We start from the raw sequence: 19203 nt of genomic DNA on the forward strand, positions 1-19203 counted from the left end.
CAACCGCACCATCAGCTTTACCGTCAACGACGGCACATTGGATAGTAATGCTGCGGCCAAGACGGTCAGCGTCACCGCGGTCGACGATTCGCCCGTCGCGACCTCCAGCGGCGGCACGACGGCATTCACCGAAGGCAACAACGTCGCCGGCACGCCGGTTGCGATCGACAGTGGCGTCACGGTCAGCGACGCGGACAACACCACCCTCGCCAGCGCCACCGTTGCCATCACCGGCAATTTCCACAGCGGCGAGGATGCGCTGGCGTTCACCAACAACCCCGCCACCATGGGTAATATCTCGGCGAGCTACAACAGCGCTACCGGGGTGATGACCCTGACCTCGGTCGGCGCGACTGCCACGACGGCGCAATGGCAGGCGGCGCTGCGCTCGGTCACCTACACCGACAGCTCGGACACGCCCAACACCAGCACCCGCACCATCAGCTTTACCGTCAACGACGGCACGTCCGATAGCAATGCCGCGGCCAAGACGGTCAGCGTCACCGCGGTCGACGACACGCCGGTGGCTACCACCAGCGGCGGCGCCACCGGGTTCACCGAAGGCAACAACGTCGCTGGGACGCCGGTTGCGATCGACAGCGGCGTCACGGTCAGCGACGCGGACAACGCCACCCTCGCCAGCGCCACCGTTACCATCACCGGCAATTTCCACAGCGGCGAGGACGTGCTGGCGTTCGCCAACAACCCTGCCACCATGGGTAATATCACGGCGAGCTACAACAGCGCGACCGGGGTGCTGACGCTGACCTCGGCGGGGGCAAGCGCCACGACGGCCCAGTGGCAAGCGGCGCTGCGCTCGGTCACCTACACCGACAGCTCGGACACGCCGAACACCAGCAACCGCACCATCAGCTTTACCGTCAATGACGGCACGGCCGATGGCAATACGGCGACCAAGACGGTCAGCGTCACCGCGGTCGACGATTCGCCCATCGCGACGTCCAGCGGCGGCACGACGGCCTTCACCGAAGGCAACAACGTCGCCGGCACGCCGGTTGCGATCGACAGCGGCTTCACGGTCAGCGACGCGGACAACACCACGCTCGCCAGCGCCACCGTTGCCATCACCGGCAATTTCCACAGCGGCGAGGACGTGCTGGCGTTCGCCAACAACCCTGCCACCATGGGTAATATCTCGGCGAGCTACAACAGCGCGACCGGGGTGATGACGCTGACCTCGGCGGGGGCGAGCGCCACGACGGCGCAGTGGCAAGCGGCGTTGCGCTCGGTCACCTACACCGATAGCTCGGACACGCCGAACACCAGCGACCGTACCGTCAGCTTTACCGTCAATGACGGCACTGCCAATAGCAATACGGTGACCAAGACCGTCAGCGTTGCCGCGGTCGACGACACGCCGGTGGCTACCACCAGCGGCGGCGCCACCGGGTTCACCGAAGGCAACAACGTCGCTGGGACGCCGGTTGCCATCGACAGCGGCATCACGGTCAGCGACCTGGACAACACCACCCTCGCCAGCGCCACCGTTGCCATCACCGGCAATTTCCACAGCGGCGAGGATGTGCTGGCGTTCACCAACAACCCCGCCACCATGGGTAATATCTCGGCGAGCTACAACAGCGCGACCGGGGTGATGACGCTGACCTCGGCGGGGGCAAGCGCCACGACGGCGCAGTGGCAAGCGGCGTTGCGCTCGGTCACCTACACCGATAGCTCGGACACGCCCAACACCAGCAACCGCACCATCAGCTTTACCGTCAACGACGGCACATTGGATAGCAATACTGCGGCCAAGACGGTCAGCGTCACCGCGGTCGACGATTCGCCCATCGCGACGTCCAGCGGCGGCACGACGGCATTCACCGAAGGCAACAACGTCACCAGCACGCCGGTTGCCATCGACAGCGGCATCACGGTCAGCGACCTGGACAACACCACGCTCGCCAGCGCCACCGTTGCCATCACCGGCAACTTCCACAGCGGCGAGGATGTGCTGGCGTTCACCAACAATCCCGCCACCATGGGCAACATCACGGCGAGCTACAACAGCACGACCGGGGTGATGACCCTGACTTCGGCCAGCGCGAGCGCCACGCTAGCCCAGTGGCAAGCGGCGCTGCGCTCGGTCACGTACACCGATACGTCCGAGATACCGAACACCAGCACCCGCACCATCAGCTTTACCGTCAACGACGGCACGAGCGGAAGTGCCGTGGCAACCAAGACGGTCTCGGTGACTTCCGTCAATGACAGCCCCATCAACACGGTTCCCGCCGCCCAGAATGTCGATCAGAACAGCTCGCTGACATTCAACACCGCCAACGGCAACCTGATCGCGGTCAGCGACGTCGATTCCGGCGGCGGCGTGGAGCGCGTCACCCTGACGGCCATCAATGGCCTGGTCGCGCTCCGCGGTACGACCGGCCTGAGCTTCATCGTCGGCAGCGGTGCCGGTGATGCCACCATGACCTTCGAGGGCACGCTGGCCAACATCAACGCCGCGTTGAATGGCCTTGTCTATACGCCCACGAGTGGTTATCACGGCGCCGGCAGTATCCAGGTCACTACCAATGACTTGAGCGGCCCGGATGGCGCGAAGACGGCTACCGATACGATCGCGATCACGGTCAATAGCATCAGTCCTGTCGTCAGGAACGTCGATGCCAGCAGCGCCAACGGCACCTACAAGGTGGGCGATACCGTCGATGTGGTGGTGACGTTCGACCAGGCGGTGATCGTCGATACCAGCGGCGGCACGCCAACCCTGCTGCTGGCAACGGGCGCCGTGGATCACAGTGCCCGCTACGTCTCTGGCTCCGGCACCGACACGCTGACGTTCCGCTATACCGTGCAGGCCGGCGACAGCAGCGCCGATCTCGATGTGGCATCCTCCGCCGCGCTGACCTTGAACGGCGGCGTGATCACCAACACCAGCAGCGATGCCGCGGTGCTGACTCTGCCGACGGTCGGCGGTGCCCATTCGATGGGCGGCCAGCACGACATCGTGGTGGACGGCATCGCGCCGACCGTGGCTAGCGTCAGCGCGCCGGCCAACGGCACCTACGTCACCGGCCAGAACCTCGATTTCACTGTCAACTACAGCGAGAACGTGGTGGTCGACACCACCGGCGGCACGCCGCGCATCGCCGTCACGCTGGACACCGGCGGCACGGCCTATGCCAGCTATTTGTCTGGCTCCGGCACCAATGCCCTGACATTCCGCCTGACCGTGGCGAGCGGCCAGCTCGACAGCAATGGCGTGAGCGTTGCCTCCGCGCTGGACCTGCACGGCGGCACGGTCCGCGACGTCGCGGGCAACGATGCGGTGACCACGCTGAACAACGTGGCGCCCACCACTGGTGTACTGGTCGACGCCGTCGCTCCGTCCGCGCTTGCCGTCATCACCGCGGACCCTACGCCGACCGCGGGCAATGCCGTTCACTTCACGGTGAGCTTCAGCGAGAACGTCACCGGCGTGACTGTGGGCGATTTCGCACTGTCGGGATCCGGCACGGCAACCGGACAGATCGCCTCGGTAACGCAGATCGACGGGCACACCTATAGCGTGGTGGTGAACAACCTGACCGGCGACGGCCAGCTTGGCCTGGACCTGAAGGCCAGCGGTACCGGCATCACCGATACGGCCGGCAACGCCATTGCCGGCGGCCTGGCCGGGCAGCGCTACGTGGTCGATCACACCGCACCCGTGGTGCTCGGCGTGAGCGCGCCGGCCAGCGGCGACTACAACGCCGGCAAGGTGCTCGATTTCACGGTGAGCCTGTCCGAGAACACGGTGGTCGATACCACCAGCGGCACGCCGCGCCTGGTGCTCGACGTCGGCGGCCAGGCCGTGTACGCCGACTACGTGTCGGGGAGCGGAACCACGGCACTGACCTTCCGCTACCTCGTCGCGGCCGGGCAGAACGACGCCAATGGTATTGCCGTGACCGGCTTGCAGGCCAACGGCGGTGCGATGCGCGACAGCGCCGGCAATGCGTTCGACGTGTCCCTGCACGGCGTGGCGGACACACGCGGCGTGACGGTGGACACCACACCGCCCACGGCCGTGGGCATTGTCCGCCTGGATGCGTCGCCCACCTCTGCCCGCACGGTGAGTTATACCGTGACGTTCGCCGAAGGCGTGACCGGCGTGGATGCCGGCGACTTCACACTGACCCGGACCGGCTCCGCGACCGGCACGATCAGCGGCGTCAACCAGGTCGACGCGCGAATCTATACCGTGGTTGTCACCGGCCTTGGCGGCTCCGGGCAGATCGGGCTGACCCTCAACGCGAGCGGCACGGGCATTGCCGATCGCGCGGGCAACATACTGGTGGCGGGCGCGAGCGGCGATCCGTATGAGGTGCGCTCGGTTGTCCACCTGACGACGCAGCCCGCGCCAGCCCCGGTGCCCGTGCCGGGGCCGGCATCGCTTGCGCCAGCCCCGTCGGCACCGTTGATCATCCTGACCGCGCTCGACGCGGCGCCCGGCGTCGATGCGCCGACCCTCAACCTGGGCGGCAGCGGCAACGGCATTGGCTTCAGCCCGGAAGCCATCGGCAGGAACCCCTTCAATGCGGATCCGCTGTCCGCCGGCAGCCAGGGCTTTGCGCCGCCGCCGCCGGAAGGGCGCATGAGCCTCGTCGATGTCGGCGGGACTGGCAGCGTCGGCTTGCAGGCCATGCCGGAGATCGGCAGTTTCTCGGCGCGGGCGGGGGAGGCGATCAGCATTGCGCTGCCGGCTTCGCTCTTCCGGCAGAGCGATCGCGACGCCACGGTGACGGTGGAGGTGCGCCTGGCCAACGGGCGCCCGCTGCCGCCATGGCTCAAGTTCGACCCGGTGACGGGCACGCTGGCCGGCAAGCCGCCGCATGGCATGAACCTGCAGTTCCAGATCGAAGTCATCGCACGGGATAACAAGGGCAACCGCGCCAGCAGCCATCTCGACCTGAACGTGAAAGCGCCAGCCGACTCGCGTGCCGGCGTGGAGCACGCCGACCCGCTCGCGCGGGGCAACGCGAGCCACGCCGATCCTTTGGCCGGCCTCCTGCAAGCGGCCGCGCAGCCGGCAGGCAAGCCCGCGCTGGCGGTGCAGTTCGATCAGTTCGGCCGGCCCGCGCAGCAGGCTGCCAATGCGGCTTTGCTGCATCATCTGCAAATGAGCCGGCAGCCGCAAGCGGGAACGCAAGCACAACCAGAGCAGCAGCCGGAGCAGGTCTAGGCCGGTAGCGAATCACGCCATGAACCAACATAAAACGCAGCAACCCCGGAAAGAGGAACATCCGTTGTCGAACGCTATCTCTCGCCTTGTACAACCCGGACCCAAGCGGCTGGTCTCCGTCCTGGCCGCCACTGCGATGGTGGGTGGCTGTGCCGTTCAGCCGGTGGCCACCACCCTGGCCGAGCGCCAGGCCGAACTGCCTGACCAGCGCCAGGCGATGTACCAGAACCAGGAGGCGCTTGCCGGCCCGGTCACGCTCGAGGAGGCCATGGCGCGCGCGCTCAAGTACAACCTGGACGGCCGGCTCAAGCTGATGGAAGAAGCCATGGCGCAGCGCCAGCTTGACCTGTCGCGCTGGGACATGCTGCCCAGGCTGACGGCCGATGCCGGTTACGCCTGGCGCAACAACGAACTGGCATCGTCCTCCAGGGACGTGGTGACCGGGCAGCAGTCCCTGGTGCCGTCCACCTCGTCGGATCGCTCGCACTACAACGGCGGCCTGAACCTGGCGTGGAACGTGCTGGACTTCGGCGTCAGCTACTACACCGCGCGCCAGCAGGCAGACCGCGTGCTGGTCATGGGCGAGCGCCGCCGCAAGGTCGTGCACCTGATGATGCAGCAGGTCCGGCAAGCCTACTGGCAAGCGGTGGGCGCGCAGCAGCTCGAAGCCAAGGTGGAGCCCATCCTCACTCTGGCGCAGGAGGCACTGGATGACTCCCAGCGCATCGAGAAGGAGAAGCTGCAGTCGCCGCTGGAAACGCTGAACTACCAGCGCCAGTTGCTCGATATCCTGCGCCAGCTCGAAGCCGTGCGCGACGAACTCGCGCAAGCCAAGCCGCGCCTGGCGTCGATCATGAATGTGCCGCCGGGTGATGACTACACGCTGGCTGCCCCGGACGGCTTCACCATGCCCAAGCTGCCGGTGGCCGCCGACAAGATGGAAGAAACCGCCCTGGTCAACCGGCCCGAACTGGTCGAGGCCGGCTACAACGAGCGCATCGGCCTGGATGAAACCAAGAAGGCGCTTGCGAAGCTGCTGCCAGGCGTGACCTTCCAGATGGGCGCGAACTTCGACACCGACAGCTTCCTGGTGAACAACACCTGGAACAGCATCGGTCTGCGCATGAGCTGGAACCTGCTCAACCTCCTCAACGCCAGCAACATCCGTGCCGCCGCCGACGCGCAGTATGAAGTGGCCAAGCAACAGCGCCTGGCCCTGAACATGGCGGTGCTGACCCAGGTGCACGTGGCGTATCGCGGCTATATAGGCTACAAGCGCGCCTTCGAGCTGTCGGGCAAGATGAACGACGTGGACCAGCGCATCCTGACGCACACGCAGAACGCCACCCGCTCCAACGCAGCCGGCAAGCTGGCGGAGATTCGTGCCGGCGCCAGCGCGGTGATGTCCGAGCTGCGGCTGTATCAAGCCTACGGCGCGCTGCAGAATGCGTCCGGACAGATGATGGCCACCCTGGGCCTGGACCCGTTGCCGACGGCCGTCAGCGGCTACGACCTGCCGACCTTGCGCGTGGCCATCGCCGAGCACGAGAAAACCCTGGTTGAGCCCGCCAGGCAGGCACAGTAATCCAGGAGCCAGGCAGTTCAGCCGTCCCGTAATTCAGCAATCTGGCAATCCAGTTTTACCGTCACTCCATAATGAAACGCTTTGCATTGAACGCCGCTGCCTTGCTGCCGCTGCTGCTGGCGGCAGCAGCAGCCGGCGCGGCACCCGTGGCCGCTCCCACCACGTTTGCCGGCGCCGACAAGGATGGCCGTATCCGAACCCAGCTGGCGGCGCGCGACTTCGCCACGATTTCCAGCGAGCTCAACGCCAAGATCGACCGCCTTCCATTGCGCGAGGGCGACAGTTTCCGTGCCGGCCAGACGCTGGTGTCGTTCGACTGCGCGCTTTTCAGCGCCCAGCTCCACAAGGCCGAAGCCTCCTCCGGGGCCGCGCTGAAGGTACTTGCCGTGAACAAGCGCCTGGCGGAGCTGAACTCGGTTAGCAAGCTAGAGATCGAGCAGGCGGAAGCCAAGGCCAAGGAGTCGGCTGCGGAAGCCGCTTATATGCGCTCCACCGTCAGCAAGTGCAGCATCGCGGCGCCGTTCTCCGGTCGGGTCACCAAGCGTCTGGCGATGGCGCACGAGTTCGTCACGCCGGGCAAGCCGCTGCTCGAGATCGTCGATTCCAGCGATCTCGAGCTGCAGATGATCGTGCCGTCCCGGTGGCTGGCGCGCATCAAGCCGGGCACGCCGTTCACGGTCCTGGTCGATGAGCTCAACCAGTCGTTTCCGGCCAGGGTCAGCCGCATCGGCGCCAGGATCGACCCGGTAAGCCAGGCGATTTCCATCACCGGCAAGATCGAGGGCAGCCAGGCGGCGTTGCTGCCGGGCATGAGCGGCTGGGCGAGCTTCCCAGACAAATGATGCAAGCCGCCGATACGCCGACTGCCGTTGCGCCGCTGCTCGCGCTGCTGCAGCTGGAGCGCCGCGCGCGGGAAGCGCAAAGTGTGGAGGGCCTCGGGTTCGTGATGGCCAACGAGACGCTCAGCCTCGTGCCCTACCGGCAGGCGGCGGTCTGGCTGGAGAGTGGCCTCGGGCACGTCGCGGCCGTATCCGGCCTGCCGCAGGTCGACCCGAACGCGCCCTATCTGCAGTGGCTGGCCCGGCTCTGCCGCGGGCTGGCCCATGCCCATGCCGATACCGTGTCCATCGACGCCGGTTCGGCGCCAGCCAAGGCCCGCGCCGACTGGGCAGACTGGCTGCCCGCGCACGGGTTGTGGCTGCCGCTGAAAGACCAGCTCGGCCGGCGCGACGGTGCGCTGCTGCTCGCGCGCGAGACCCCCTTCACCGAGCACGAACTGGCGGTGCTGGCCGAGGTCACGCACGCTTACGGCCACGCGCTGGCGGCGTTCCGGCCAGCGCAGCCGCTGGGCCAGCGGCTTAAGGCCATGCTGCGGCCGGGGCGAACGCGCCGCAGGGTCTTGCTCGGCCTGCTGGCGGTCTGCCTGATTCCAACGCGACTCACCGTGCTGGCGCCGGCACAGGTCTCCGCGCGGGATCCGTTCCTGGTTCGCGCGCCGCTCGACGGGGTGATCGAGCGCATCTACGTCCAGCCGAACCAGCCGGTGCCGCAAGGCGCGCCGCTGTTCAGCCTGGATACGGTCGCGCTGCAGACCCGCCGCGCTGTGGCTGAGCGCGCTTACGACACGGCTCAGGAAACGTATCGCCAGTCGGCGCAGATGGCGGTGACCGACGATGAAAGCCGCCTCAAGATGGCACAGGCCCGCGGCGAGCTGGACCAGAAGGCGCTGGAACTCGACTACACCGCGCGGCAACTTGCGCGCGTGCAGGTCAAGGCCGAGCGCGAAGGCGTGGCCGTCTTCGGCGACGTGAACGACTGGCAAGGCAAGGCCGTCACCATCGGCGAGAAGGTACTGCTGCTGGCCGATCCGGCCAAGGTGGAGCTCACGGCGCAGATGCCGGTGGCGGAACAGGTCAGCATCGAAGCCGGCGACGCCATCACCTTCTACCCGGATGCCAACCCGACCCAGGCCTTCGATGCCCGCATCATCAGCGTGTCCTATGCCGCGGCCGAAAACGACGGTGGTGTGCTGGGCTACCGCGTGCGCGCCAGCTTTGCCGCCAAAGACCTGCCGCGACTTGGACTGCGTGGCACGGCGCGCCTGTCGGCCGGCTGGGTACCGTTTCTCTATCATGCGTTGCGCCGTCCCTTGACGGTCGCACGCCAGTGGATAGGCCTTTAACGTGTTGCCCCCATTACGTCAGGACCTCACGCTACACCCCGGTCCCGCCGACACCAGCGGCGCACCGACCTGGACCTTGCACGACCCGGCTGCCAACAAGTTCTATCAACTGTCCTGGCCGGCCTTCGAGATCCTCTCGCGCTGGCCGCTGAGCGACCAGCGCGCGCTGCTGGAGGCCGTGAACTGCGAAACCACACTGAGCGTGGGCGAGGACGAGCTCGAGGCCGTGGTGCAGCTGCTCCACCGCCACAACCTGTTGCTTGCGTGGCGGGCAGAAGACAGCGCTCGGCTGGGCCGCATCGCGGGCGCGCGGCGCGTCAGCAAGGCCATGTGGCTGCTCAAGCATTACCTGTTCTTCCGCATGCCGCTGGTGCGGCCGATGCCCATGCTGCAGCGTTGCGCGCCCTGGGTCGAGTGGGCGTTCAAGCCACGCTTCTGGTGGGGCACGGGGCTGGTTGCCTTGTTTGGCCTCTACCTCGTCTCGCGGCGCTGGGATGAGTTTACCCATACCTTTGCCTCGTATGCGGGCCTGCAGGGATTCCTGGGCATTGGCCTGGCGCTGTCGCTGGCCAAGGTGCTGCATGAACTGGGGCACGCATTTACCGCCTACCGTTACGGCTGTCGCGTACCGACCATGGGGGTCGCCTTCCTGGTGATGTGGCCGGTGCTCTACACGGACACCAACGAAGCCTGGAAGCTCATGCGGCGCGAGGACCGGCTCAAGATCGGCGCCGCCGGCATGCTGTCGGAACTGGCGCTAGCCGCCTTTGCCACGGTGGCGTGGAGCTTCCTGCCGGACGGGCCTCTGCGCGCCGGCGCGTTCATGCTGGCGACCAGCACGTGGCTGCTGACCCTCGCCATCAATGCCAGCCCGTTCATGCGCTTCGACGGCTACTTCCTGCTGGCTGACTGGGTCAACATGCCCAACCTGCACGATCGGGCATTCGCGATGGCGCGCTGGTGGCTGCGGGAACGCCTGTTCGGCTTCGACGATCCGGCGCCCGAGTCGTTTTCGGCGTCGCGGCGCCGCTTCCTCATCGTCTTCGCCATCCTCACCTGGCTGTATCGGCTCGGCTTGTTCTTCGGCATCGCGCTGACCGTCTATCACATGTTCTTCAAGACGCTGGGGCTGGCGCTGCTGGTCGTCGAGCTGGGCGTGTTCATCGTCATGCCGGTCGTGCGGGAAGTGCTGGCGTGGCGCCGCCGCCGTGCGGATATCCACTGGAACGCGCAGACCCGGCGCACCGTGGCCGTGCTTGCCGTGCTGCTTGCCATTGTGGTGATTCCCTGGCGCGGCGCCCTTCGCGCGCCGGCCGTGCTCAGCGCGAGCCAGAGCCAGTCGCTCTATGCGGCCCAACCCGGCTACGTGAGCGGCGCCGCGGTGCCCACCGGGCAGGCCGTGGTCGCCGGGCAGTTGCTGGTGCAGTTGGTGTCGCCGGAACTTGACTTCCGGCTGGCCGCCGCGCAGGGGCAAGCACAGCAACTGCGCTGGCAGGTCGAGCAGCAGCCGTTTGCCACCAAGCTGCGCGAGGAGGGTGATGTGCTGCGCCGCCGCTGGGCCGCCGCCCAGGCGGAAGTGGCGGGCCTTGCCGAAGAGCGCGAGCGCCTGGCGGTGCGCGCGCCGTTCGCCGGGCGCGTGGTGGATGCCAACCTGTTCCTCGCCGATGGCGCGTGGCTGGCGCGCGGCGAGCCCCTTTATCATATCGTCGGCCAGGATAGCGAGCTGAAAGCCGAAGCCTTCATCGGCGAGCAGGACCATGCCGCGCTCACTGCCGGCAGCAGCGGCGTCTTCGTCGCCAACCTGCCGGAGTTCGGCTCGGTGCGTTGCGCCGCCGCTCAGATGGACCAGGTCAATGTAGCCGGCCTGGAGCAACGCACGCTGGCCAGCCTCTACGGCGGCCCCATCGCGGTTACGCGCAGCCAGCACAACGGACTGGCGCCGACCACGGCTATCTACCGCGTGCGCTTGTCGCATTGCGACCCACTGCCGCTGACGCGGGAATTGCCGGGTACCGTGCTGTTGGCACGCCAGCGCCATAGCCTGGCCGGCGATGCCTGGACCGCGCTGCTGGGTCTGATGCAGCATGAACGCGGCCTTTGATCGCACAGCCCGACGCGAAGAACCGGATTCCACACAGCATGCTCATTTCTCAGAACGCATCGAACGCATCGAACGACGTCTGGCGCCGGCCGGGCACGGTCTGGATCACCGGGCTGTCGGGAGCCGGCAAGACCACCCTCAGCCACGCGCTGCGCAAGCGCATGCTGGCCGTAGGCCACCCGGCGCTGCTGCTGGATGGCGATGAAATCCGCGCCGGCCTCAATCGCGACCTCGGCTTTTCGCAGGAGGACCGTACGGAGAACATCCGCCGTGCCGCGGAGGTGGCACGGCTCGCCAATCGCAGTGGCCTGTGGGTGGTGGCGGCATTCATCTCGCCGCTGCGCAGCCAGCGCCAGCAAGCGCGAGAGATCATCGGGGGGGATGATTTCCTTGAAGTGTTCCTGAGCACCCGTTTCGCCGTATGCGCGCAGCGCGATGCCAAGGGTCTCTATGCCAAGGCATCGGCCGGGCAGGTCAGCCAGTTCACCGGGGTGAGCGCCCCGTATGAAGCACCAATTGCGCCTGACCTGGCGATCGATACCGAAGTCATCGGTCCGGAGTTGGCGGCGGGGCTGATATGCGAAGCGTTGGCAATGCGGGTATTGCCAGCGTTAGCTGAAGGCGGCCGTTGATCCTGTGATGGGTTCCGCCAGATTCACAAGGACCTCGGCATCGCTTTTCGCACGCAGGGCTCAGCATCGCGAATGCCGGCTGGCGGCCGATCCGGTCCACAATGTGCAGGATCTCTCTGGTGTCGAAACTGTCCTGCAGGCAGCGCAAGGCATCGGTGTCAACCGGGCCGTCAGGGGTCTGGGTGTTAGGCATGGCGCGGTTTCCGAACGGAGTAGGCGGGTGTAGCGAATAGACTGTCGCGGATCCAGGCTTCCGGAACCCGCTCATGCTGGTGAGATAGGGGCTGAGGCGTAGAGCCTTTGCCTCAATTGCCCGGCGACGACCATTGCGACCGCTGCGCGAATACTGCCTGGGACGGGTCGAAGGGGCCCGGCTGGTACACCGAACTCCTCCCGTGGCTCAGTCTTCCTGTCGTAGTCGTCTCTCAATTCGGAGCAACGGCACGCACGGTTACTTCGTCCTTGTCATCGTCTCCAGGGCCCTCCTGCTCGGTCGCCATCGGGAGCGACTCTACTGGATAGCCGTGATGTTCCCACGCATCAAGACCGCCCTTCAAGGCGCGTATATGCCGGAATTCGGCGCATTTGCTGCGAAATCTCTTTCGCCGTGGCTTCGTTAGGGCAAACGCAATAGACCACGAGGTCGTGCTCAAGCAGCGCCTCATCAACTTTCTCCGGTGATGCCAGGTCAATCGGTATCGCGCCGGGGATGCGGTGCGGTTCTGCCTGGCGTACTGCTTGCGGGCGAGCATCGAGAATGACAGGCGGACGCTCGGACCGCATCATCTCATCCAGCTGCTGCGGTGTGATTCGAATATGCGCGAGCCTGCGACGAAAACGCAGGCGCTGAATCCACCGGTATGCTGCGAAAAATGCTCCGACTGCGAGGAACACTTCGGCAACAGTTACGCCATGCGCACTGACCAGAGTCATCATCCTGGTCAGAGCCACGCTCCCGACTACATCGCGCCGCCAGCGATGTCCCACGAGAAGAAGATTCTTCGGTCAATTCGAACTTCGAAGATTTGGTGCGCCCCATTATCGCTTTAGGCATTTACCTAGCCTTGGGCGGCGCCCTCGTACACGTAATCCTGGCGGGCACTGCGCGTCGACTCCGAGGCTAAATGAACTCACCGGTTGACATTGCCCCGAAGTGTCGCCATGAGTAACCGGCTGGACTAACGTCGGCAAGGCCCAGTCGACGAAGTAAGTTAAGTCTAGACTGCCGCCTGGGTGCCAGGCCCCGGAAAACCCACCAGCATGGCGCTCGCCCATTTTAATCATCGTAGTCGTCATGCCAGCGTCGCCATTCCCGCCGGCGCTCCCGCAATTCGCGCTCCCTCCATCGCTGTTCGTGCCATTGGCGCTCTCTCCAGGCACGGCCCTGCCAGTCGTCGTAATAGTAGGCCGGAGCCGCTACCACTGGCGGCGGCTGAACGACCACGGGAGCTGGCTCGTAGTAGACGGGCGGCGGGGCGACAACCGCTGGCACTGGGATGCCAATACCAATACCGACGTCCACCCGCGCCTCGGCCATGTTAGAGCCAAGTGCGGTAACGCCGACCAGAAGCATGAGCGCTGCGGCTTTTCGCATGATTTTCTCCTTTTTTCTCTTGCAGAGACTTTAGGTCAGCGTGGTTCGGCGGTGTATTAGCGGATTCGCACAACGGTGACTTTCTGTAACGCCACTCGAGGCGCTAGGTGTTCAGCCGGACTTTTGAAGCCACAGCTCAACCGACCATCTTCCACGTGGGCCGAGGTCGGAGTACTTCCGAAAGGACGAAGCCCCGTGCTGGGGGGCGAATCCGGCCGTGCTCGCGTCTTGGGCTTGCTTGTTTCAAAACTTACGGATTGTCACGACTTGTGGGTCAACTCGGACGCCGACCGTACCGTTTCTCCCGGTAAGCAAGGCGCATTGCCGAGCTGCTAAAAATCCCAGGAGTTCACGTCATGAAGAAGCTGTTCGCTGCTCTCGCCTCCGCCGCCCTCGTCGGTACCGTTTTCGCGCAGACTGGTGTGCCAGCTTCCGCGACTCAGCCGCAGGGCGAGGCGGCGAAAGACCAGGTAAAGGTTGTCAAGGAAAAGAGCGCCACGCAGGCAAAAGCCGACAAGGACAAGAAGAGTGTCAGCGCGCAGGCCGCCGAAGCAAAGGCTCAAGCCAGGGCCGGCAAGGAAAAGGCCGACGTAAAGGCTGACGTAAAGGTTGACGCCAACAAATCCGCCGCCAAGGGCACTCACCACAAGGCGGGTATGACGAAGGCCACCCATACTGAGGCTGGTATGGCGAAGGCTGACGCAAAGAATGATTCCGACAAGGCGAAGGCCAAGACGGATGTGGCGAAGCCCGAGGCGCAGCCCGAAGCTACGAAGGCCGCAGCCAGCATGGACAAGACGAAGAAGCAGTAAGCTGCTCCCACTGGGCGAACCGAGGGGGCGTTGCCAGGGCGAAGGCCGCTGCAACGTAGCCTGAGTGCAGGAGCTTTGCGGAGAGCGCAGGTTGGCTGGAAAGCCAGCCTGACCTCTCCGCGTTTGTCACCTTTGGGAAATCGCCATGAAACCCATTCTCGCATTGCTGATTGCCGTATCTACGCTGCTCGGCGGTTGCGTCGTGGTGCCATACGATGGCGGGTACTATGGTGGTGGATATTACGGTCCGTACGGGTACTGGGGCCACCGGCACCACGGATACCATGGACATCATGGAGGCGACGACTAACGCGGAATTTGACGCTTTCGTTGCAACCGAAACTCTAGCCATTCAGTTTCGACATCCGATAAAACGACATCGGGCTGCGCGTGGCCAAGCCAAAGTAGCAATTTGCCCTGTGTCAGGCAAGGATGGCGTGACAGATGACGTTTCCGAGGCGGTCGACTCGCCCCGACTGTGCTCGCAAGGCCATGCCAAGAGCGTGGTCTGTATTGGGATGTCGACAATTTCCGTGTGCTCGGCGCGTCTGGCGTTCGTAATGAGCAGCTCACCGATGGTGGCCGGAACGACGGTGTCCTCAGTAGCGCGGACCACCTTAAGCGGCCAGGAAATGACGCTATCTGTTCGAAGACAACTGAGCGCCGCCGGCTTTGCGCCGTGCGGAGTATCTTGGTGAAGGCTGGTCCGAAGGGACCCGCGAAAGCGGCCGAATCGTAGGCGGCGCCGACCAGTGTGACAAGTCGCCCGAGGGGCGTCGATATACAACAGAGCAAAGTGGTCAGATGCCACAACAGCAAGCCACCACTTTGCTCACAACGGTGCGCCAATGGTATCGAGCGTGGTAAATGGTAGGTTGAAAGTACTATCGCGCCTTAATCCCATCGCACGGGGCAGCAGTGAAATGGCAACCGTTCCCCTTAGCGGCCGGCAGCGATTCCATAGAATGAGCCAGACCGGGAATTCGACACGATATAAGAGTTCCTTCGAGCCCAATTCAGCGCTGCTTTGAATACCTCGGACTCTCGCTGACTCCAATCACTTCTCATTAGGGGAGCGGCGTCCTGTGCTATCGTGGCATACACGGCCGCTTGGTGTAGAGGCTCGCGGCTCCGCTTTCCTGGAATAGTAAATGTACGAATCGTTACGTGCATATCATTCGAAACTGCAGAGTTGCTTGATGAGCGATTATGTCGACATCCAAGACATTGCTGTGACGGCCATCTCCTAGCTCGCTTTTTGCGTGAACGATTGGAATGGAAAAGAGTTAGCCGGGTTCGTCGATGACTAAGCTGTTGCGGCACTGCGGATTACTCGCTCCGGAAGATTCCCCGTCTCAGGAGTTCATGTCGACCCAGATGCGCCCCCAAGAGCTCGCATAACTCAACGCGTACTCTCTGTCGAAAAAATACTCGAGCGTTGAGAAGGTGCGCGGCGGGCCGCCAAGCTTCTCGATGACAAGCTCGGCGGCATGGAGACCGCCTTGCGCAGGGACTGCGCTGGCTTTGAGCAGGTATCCCCTATGCGAGGTTAGAGCGGGTGCCGTCATGTATTGGTTCACTCATCTGTGACCGTTCGTCGGGGGCATCGGGGTAGGCATCCTCAGAAGCAAGTATCTCAGCAACAGATTACGGTTCGGTGACGCTCTAGTCCGCTCTCGGTAGCCGATTTGGCAGCTACCCATTGGACTGCGGGCCCCTGTCCTTGGGCATACCGGTTGCAGCGGTTTGCCATTCACCGGCGATACGACAAAGTGAGCTATGGTTGGCAATTCTATGCATACCAAAACGGCGGCAACGGAGCGGGACCTTTGCAAGCTGGAGCAAGGTGTCTAAATCTTCGGTGAGCGCGTCGTCGTCCCTGTAGTAGTAGCGGCAGAAATTCCACTGCAGTCTCCGACCATGATGCGAAATAGTTCAGTAAGCTTGCGCTATTATTCTGATTATGAATCGCCCCAATTTGAAGCCGAAACACCCCTTGTCGTCGCTCGACTCAAGGGTCCGCCCAGAATCCCACTTTCAAGGCACCAGCTTCGGTTTCTCCGGCTCCAGCGGTCGTGAGAAAGCAGCAGCAATCCTATGGGTTCGCCTGCAAATAGCGCGGCATGGAGTATCGATGGCCGATTTGGAGGCAACAGGCTGCTTCCAGCGTCCGGCTGCCAACGGTCCTGCTCTTTATAGGAATGCGGCAGGGGAACGCTGGGACGGCCATGGGCCGCTACCCGACTGGCTGCAAAGGGGCGTCAACGCAGGGCAGAGCATTGAGCATTTCCGCGCTGAGTGACTGAGGTGTACGCCCGGCAGTTACTTTGGCAGTCCTGGGGACACCCCGTGGTATTCCCATGGTGAGGCGACGTCCTGGGGTGCTCTGCGTTCATTTGTGCGCGTGGTGCGTCTGCGCGTTAGCGTGGTGCCGTAACGCACCCTTGACTCGCTTCGCGACAAACAGTGGCACATAGTCTTGAATGCGCGCCTCTGCAATGAAGTCCTGCGACGTTTCAACATAAATTTTCGTATATCGGCTCCCCTCGGCGAAAAAAAGCGAACCGAAGTTCGCGCAAGAAAATTCCCGGGGCTGCGCGTGTGCGCTAGGAAATGCTATAGGGCAGGGCCAGCACCTTCGTCGTGGGTCAAATGCTTTGTGGATTTCTTGGCCGTATCGTCGGACGCGCCGGCGGGCGTCGAAAAGGCCGATTGCCATGCTGCTAGAACAGATTCGCTTCCCGTGGGCGCGTTCTTCGCGAGGTTTTCGAATAGCTCCTGCGCATCGCGCTGACATTGCTGGAGGTGTGCTTGGGCGGCCGTCGAGAATTCGCCTTGAATGCTCGACAGGATTTCGGAGACCTGACGGCCGTAAGACGCCGCCTTTTCTGCTACGGGCTGCGTCAGGTGCACAGGCAAGGCAACCCACTCTTGCTGGTTGTTGGCGGAAAGCGTCTTGCTCAGGATTTCCTGATTTTCGGCGAAGGTTGATTTGACTGCTTGCAGATTTAGCTCAGCCAGCTTTTCGATGCCTTCGAAGGCTATGGTCGCCAGACCAAGGAGCCTTTCCATGCCCGCTTTCTGCGCGGAGATGGATTGTTCGGGGATAGGAGTACTCATCACTGCTCCATAGGGTGAGGCTGCGAGTGTTCGAGGGGAACTCTGAATCAGGACACGAATAGTGCGCCGCCAGGGTGAAAGTCTTTGCTGCGTTGCGGCAAAAATCATTCTAGGGGCGATTGCTCGGAAGTCAAGAGTCGAGTTTCCGGTTGCCCGGAGAGGGCGTAGCAGAAACGGCCCACACATTGAACGCAATCCACACATGTCGATATGGTGTCAAACAAGTGCGCCAAAAGGCTGATATCGAAGGAATTGCGCGTTAGCCTTGATGCTGCTCAGCGTTAGTATGTCGGCCACTTGGGCCTGAAGTGGAAAAGCGCGCGCCGACGGCGACAGAACAGCGTCAGCATTATCGCAACTCGCATCACATACTGAGTGCTGATGCTTAGGTCCCGCGCGGAATCGCGTGTATGTGCCGCATTTGCAGCGTGGTCTGTTTGGCACGAGCCGGCAATGACCGCTCACAAGGCCAGACGGTCAGCGCTCATCTTCGGCCCTTCGACTGCAGGCGCAAACACGCGCCAGCGGCCGTCATCGTGCCGAAAGAAGGACGGCGCGCGCAAACCACCCGGTTGCGTGGTCTCGACGCATACGTAGCGTCGCCGGGCCGGGAGGTGCGACTGAATTCACCTACGTGAAACGACGTCGTGGGGCGAGGCGCGAGCCATTTTTTGACCTGAAAGCGCAGCGGCTGCTCATACATGCCTTCATGACCCCTCCAAATCCCGATTCTTTTTTGCCGCGTCTATAGGGCCAACCAACGTCATGGCCTAGGGCGCTGGTAGCTAATAGCAGTCCTCGAACTCTCGCGGCATTTTGCCTGGATATGCGCCCGCGTCGTGCCGTCGTCGTGGCGCTGTGAGCCAATGCTCGAAAGCCCGGGGACGGCTGCCGATACGTACGGCAGCAGACGCTAGGGTTCGACCTTAATAACTGCCGTAGCGCTGGCGCCGGTACCAGAGGATTCACGAAAAGCGAGCAATTCCTGGGGGATGCCCTTGCTATATTAGACAACATCACGTTGGCAAAGACTCTTCTTATGCAAGTTCGGCTGCCCTTAAAAAACACCCTGCGCATTGCTGTCCTGGCCTATTGCCTGATGCTGGCGTGGTTGTATGTGCGCCAAGACCACTTCATCTACTTCCCGATAACGACTGAGCCGTCACTGTGGCGGGAAATGGCCGTGCATGCTGGGGCCCAGATTATTCCTGGAGCAAACGCTATTGTGGTGGAGCCTCCAGTCGTTGATGCATTGACGAGAACAGCAGTCTTCTTTCATGGAAACGACAGCAATGCCTTTGAGCGGCTCAGCTTAGCCATGACTTTCAACAATCGTGGCTTCCGCCTTGTGTTGGCTGAGTATCCTGGATATGGCCCCAATCCGGGAAAGCCGTCACAGGCCACCATTGTTCCCTCTGCAATAGCTTTGATGCAAGAGATTTCCCGGCGTTGGCCTGGTCGCGTGACGCTGGTTGGCGAGTCCTTGGGGAGTGGCGTGGCGGCGCAAATTGTTGCTGCCATGCCTGAGAGCGTTGACAACCTAGTGCTCATCACGCCGTTCACCAGTCTGCGAGAGACAGCAGCTAAAAGAATGTGGTTTGTTCCAGTCAGCCTGCTATTGAAGTCTCCCTTTGATTCCAGCGCCGCGCTTAAAGATTATCACGGGCCTTCCTCCGTGCTGGTAGCTGGTCGGGACGAGTTGATTGGCCCTCAAGCGGGCCTAACACTCCACAAGCAACTCGCCAGCCAAGGGCCGTCCAGCCTACTTGTGCTGCCACAGGCCACACACAACACGTGGGTGTTTGGCCTTACAGAGCAGAACTGGGACCTGCTGCTACACGTCACGCCTCGATAAGCACTTCAGGTTGAGCAGCCGTCAGGTGAGTCATAGCTTCCTTGACGGCGACCGACGAAAAACCACGATACGCCAAGAAGCGGAACACTAGTCTATGGCGAACTGAGCGGGGGCGCCAA

11 protein-coding genes and 1 pseudogene are annotated in these 19203 nt (G+C 63.4%); 8 read left to right on the forward strand and 4 right to left on the reverse strand.

All coding sequences use genetic code 11. The features are described from left to right. From DN412_RS43590 to cysC, 6 genes and pseudogenes are all read left to right on the forward strand, one after another. A pseudogene (locus DN412_RS43590) lies at window positions 1-5203 on the forward strand (hypothetical protein); the annotation flags it as partial. 64 nt (window positions 5204-5267) lie between these two features. Continuing rightward, entirely contained in the window at window positions 5268-6788 is a 1521-nt protein-coding gene (locus DN412_RS33080; RefSeq protein ID WP_244222882.1) for a TolC family protein, read from the forward strand. Window positions 6789-6874: 86 nt separating this feature from the next. Then, a complete protein-coding gene (locus DN412_RS33085; protein ID WP_341868088.1) occupies window positions 6875-7630 on the forward strand; it encodes an efflux RND transporter periplasmic adaptor subunit in 756 nt (251 codons plus the stop codon). After that, window positions 7627-8970 (forward strand): efflux RND transporter periplasmic adaptor subunit, encoded by a 1344-nt coding sequence (locus tag DN412_RS33090; RefSeq protein ID WP_115215440.1) that lies wholly within the window; start codon window positions 7627-7629, stop codon window positions 8968-8970. Before DN412_RS33085 ends, DN412_RS33090 begins: the two co-directional genes overlap by 4 nt. Before the next feature lies 1 nt (window position 8971). Then, window positions 8972-11071 (forward strand): site-2 protease family protein, encoded by a 2100-nt coding sequence (locus DN412_RS33095; protein WP_115215441.1) that lies wholly within the window; start codon window positions 8972-8974, stop codon window positions 11069-11071. Between the two features lie 38 nt (window positions 11072-11109). Next, window positions 11110-11703 (forward strand): adenylyl-sulfate kinase, encoded by a 594-nt coding sequence (gene cysC / locus DN412_RS33100; protein WP_115215464.1) that lies wholly within the window; start codon window positions 11110-11112, stop codon window positions 11701-11703. 540 nt (window positions 11704-12243) lie between these two features. On the opposite strand, the gene DN412_RS33105 is transcribed toward cysC, so the two are convergent. Further along, entirely contained in the window at window positions 12244-12639 is a 396-nt protein-coding gene (locus DN412_RS33105) for a rhodanese-like domain-containing protein (RefSeq protein WP_115215442.1), read from the reverse strand. A gap of 340 nt (window positions 12640-12979) precedes the next feature. After that, entirely contained in the window at window positions 12980-13297 is a 318-nt protein-coding gene (locus DN412_RS33110; RefSeq protein WP_115215443.1) for a hypothetical protein, read from the reverse strand. A gap of 356 nt (window positions 13298-13653) precedes the next feature. Here DN412_RS33110 and DN412_RS33115 point away from each other — a divergent pair, with 356 nt between their 5' ends. Continuing rightward, on the forward strand, window positions 13654-14109 hold the full coding sequence (locus tag DN412_RS33115; protein ID WP_115215444.1) for a hypothetical protein: 456 nt from the start codon (window positions 13654-13656) through the stop codon (window positions 14107-14109). Between the two features lie 2392 nt (window positions 14110-16501). Here DN412_RS33115 and DN412_RS33135 read toward each other — a convergent pair. Further along, window positions 16502-16828, reverse strand: a complete 327-nt coding sequence (locus tag DN412_RS33135) for a DUF3562 domain-containing protein (protein WP_115215448.1) — start codon at window positions 16826-16828, stop codon at window positions 16502-16504. Next, a complete protein-coding gene (gene phaP, locus DN412_RS33140) occupies window positions 16726-17229 on the reverse strand; it encodes a TIGR01841 family phasin (RefSeq protein WP_115215449.1) in 504 nt (167 codons plus the stop codon). Before phaP ends, DN412_RS33135 begins: the two co-directional genes overlap by 103 nt. Window positions 17230-18250: 1021 nt before the next feature. On the opposite strand from phaP, the gene DN412_RS33150 reads away from it, so the two are divergent. Beyond that, window positions 18251-19084 (forward strand): alpha/beta hydrolase, encoded by an 834-nt coding sequence (locus DN412_RS33150; RefSeq protein ID WP_133303117.1) that lies wholly within the window; start codon window positions 18251-18253, stop codon window positions 19082-19084. Window positions 19085-19203: the final 119 nt, after the last annotated feature.

This window comes from Cupriavidus lacunae (assembly GCF_003353055.1).
GTDB lineage: Bacteria > Pseudomonadota > Gammaproteobacteria > Burkholderiales > Burkholderiaceae > Cupriavidus > Cupriavidus lacunae.

Excerpts from the sequence above, each read along its gene's own strand:
- phaP (WP_115215449.1), bottom strand. The coding sequence starts at position 17,229 with ATGAGTACTCCTATCCCCGAACAATCCATCTCCGCGCAGAAAGCGGGC.
- cysC (WP_115215464.1), top strand. The coding sequence starts at position 11,110 with ATGCTCATTTCTCAGAACGCATCGAACGCATCGAACGACGTCTGGCGC.
- DN412_RS33090 (WP_115215440.1), top strand. The coding sequence starts at position 7,627 with ATGATGCAAGCCGCCGATACGCCGACTGCCGTTGCGCCGCTGCTCGCG.
- DN412_RS33115 (WP_115215444.1), top strand. The coding sequence starts at position 13,654 with ATGAAGAAGCTGTTCGCTGCTCTCGCCTCCGCCGCCCTCGTCGGTACC.
- DN412_RS33105 (WP_115215442.1), bottom strand. The coding sequence starts at position 12,639 with ATGATGACTCTGGTCAGTGCGCATGGCGTAACTGTTGCCGAAGTGTTC.
- DN412_RS33110 (WP_115215443.1), bottom strand. The coding sequence starts at position 13,297 with ATGCGAAAAGCCGCAGCGCTCATGCTTCTGGTCGGCGTTACCGCACTT.
- DN412_RS33135 (WP_115215448.1), bottom strand. The coding sequence starts at position 16,828 with ATGGCAATCGGCCTTTTCGACGCCCGCCGGCGCGTCCGACGATACGGC.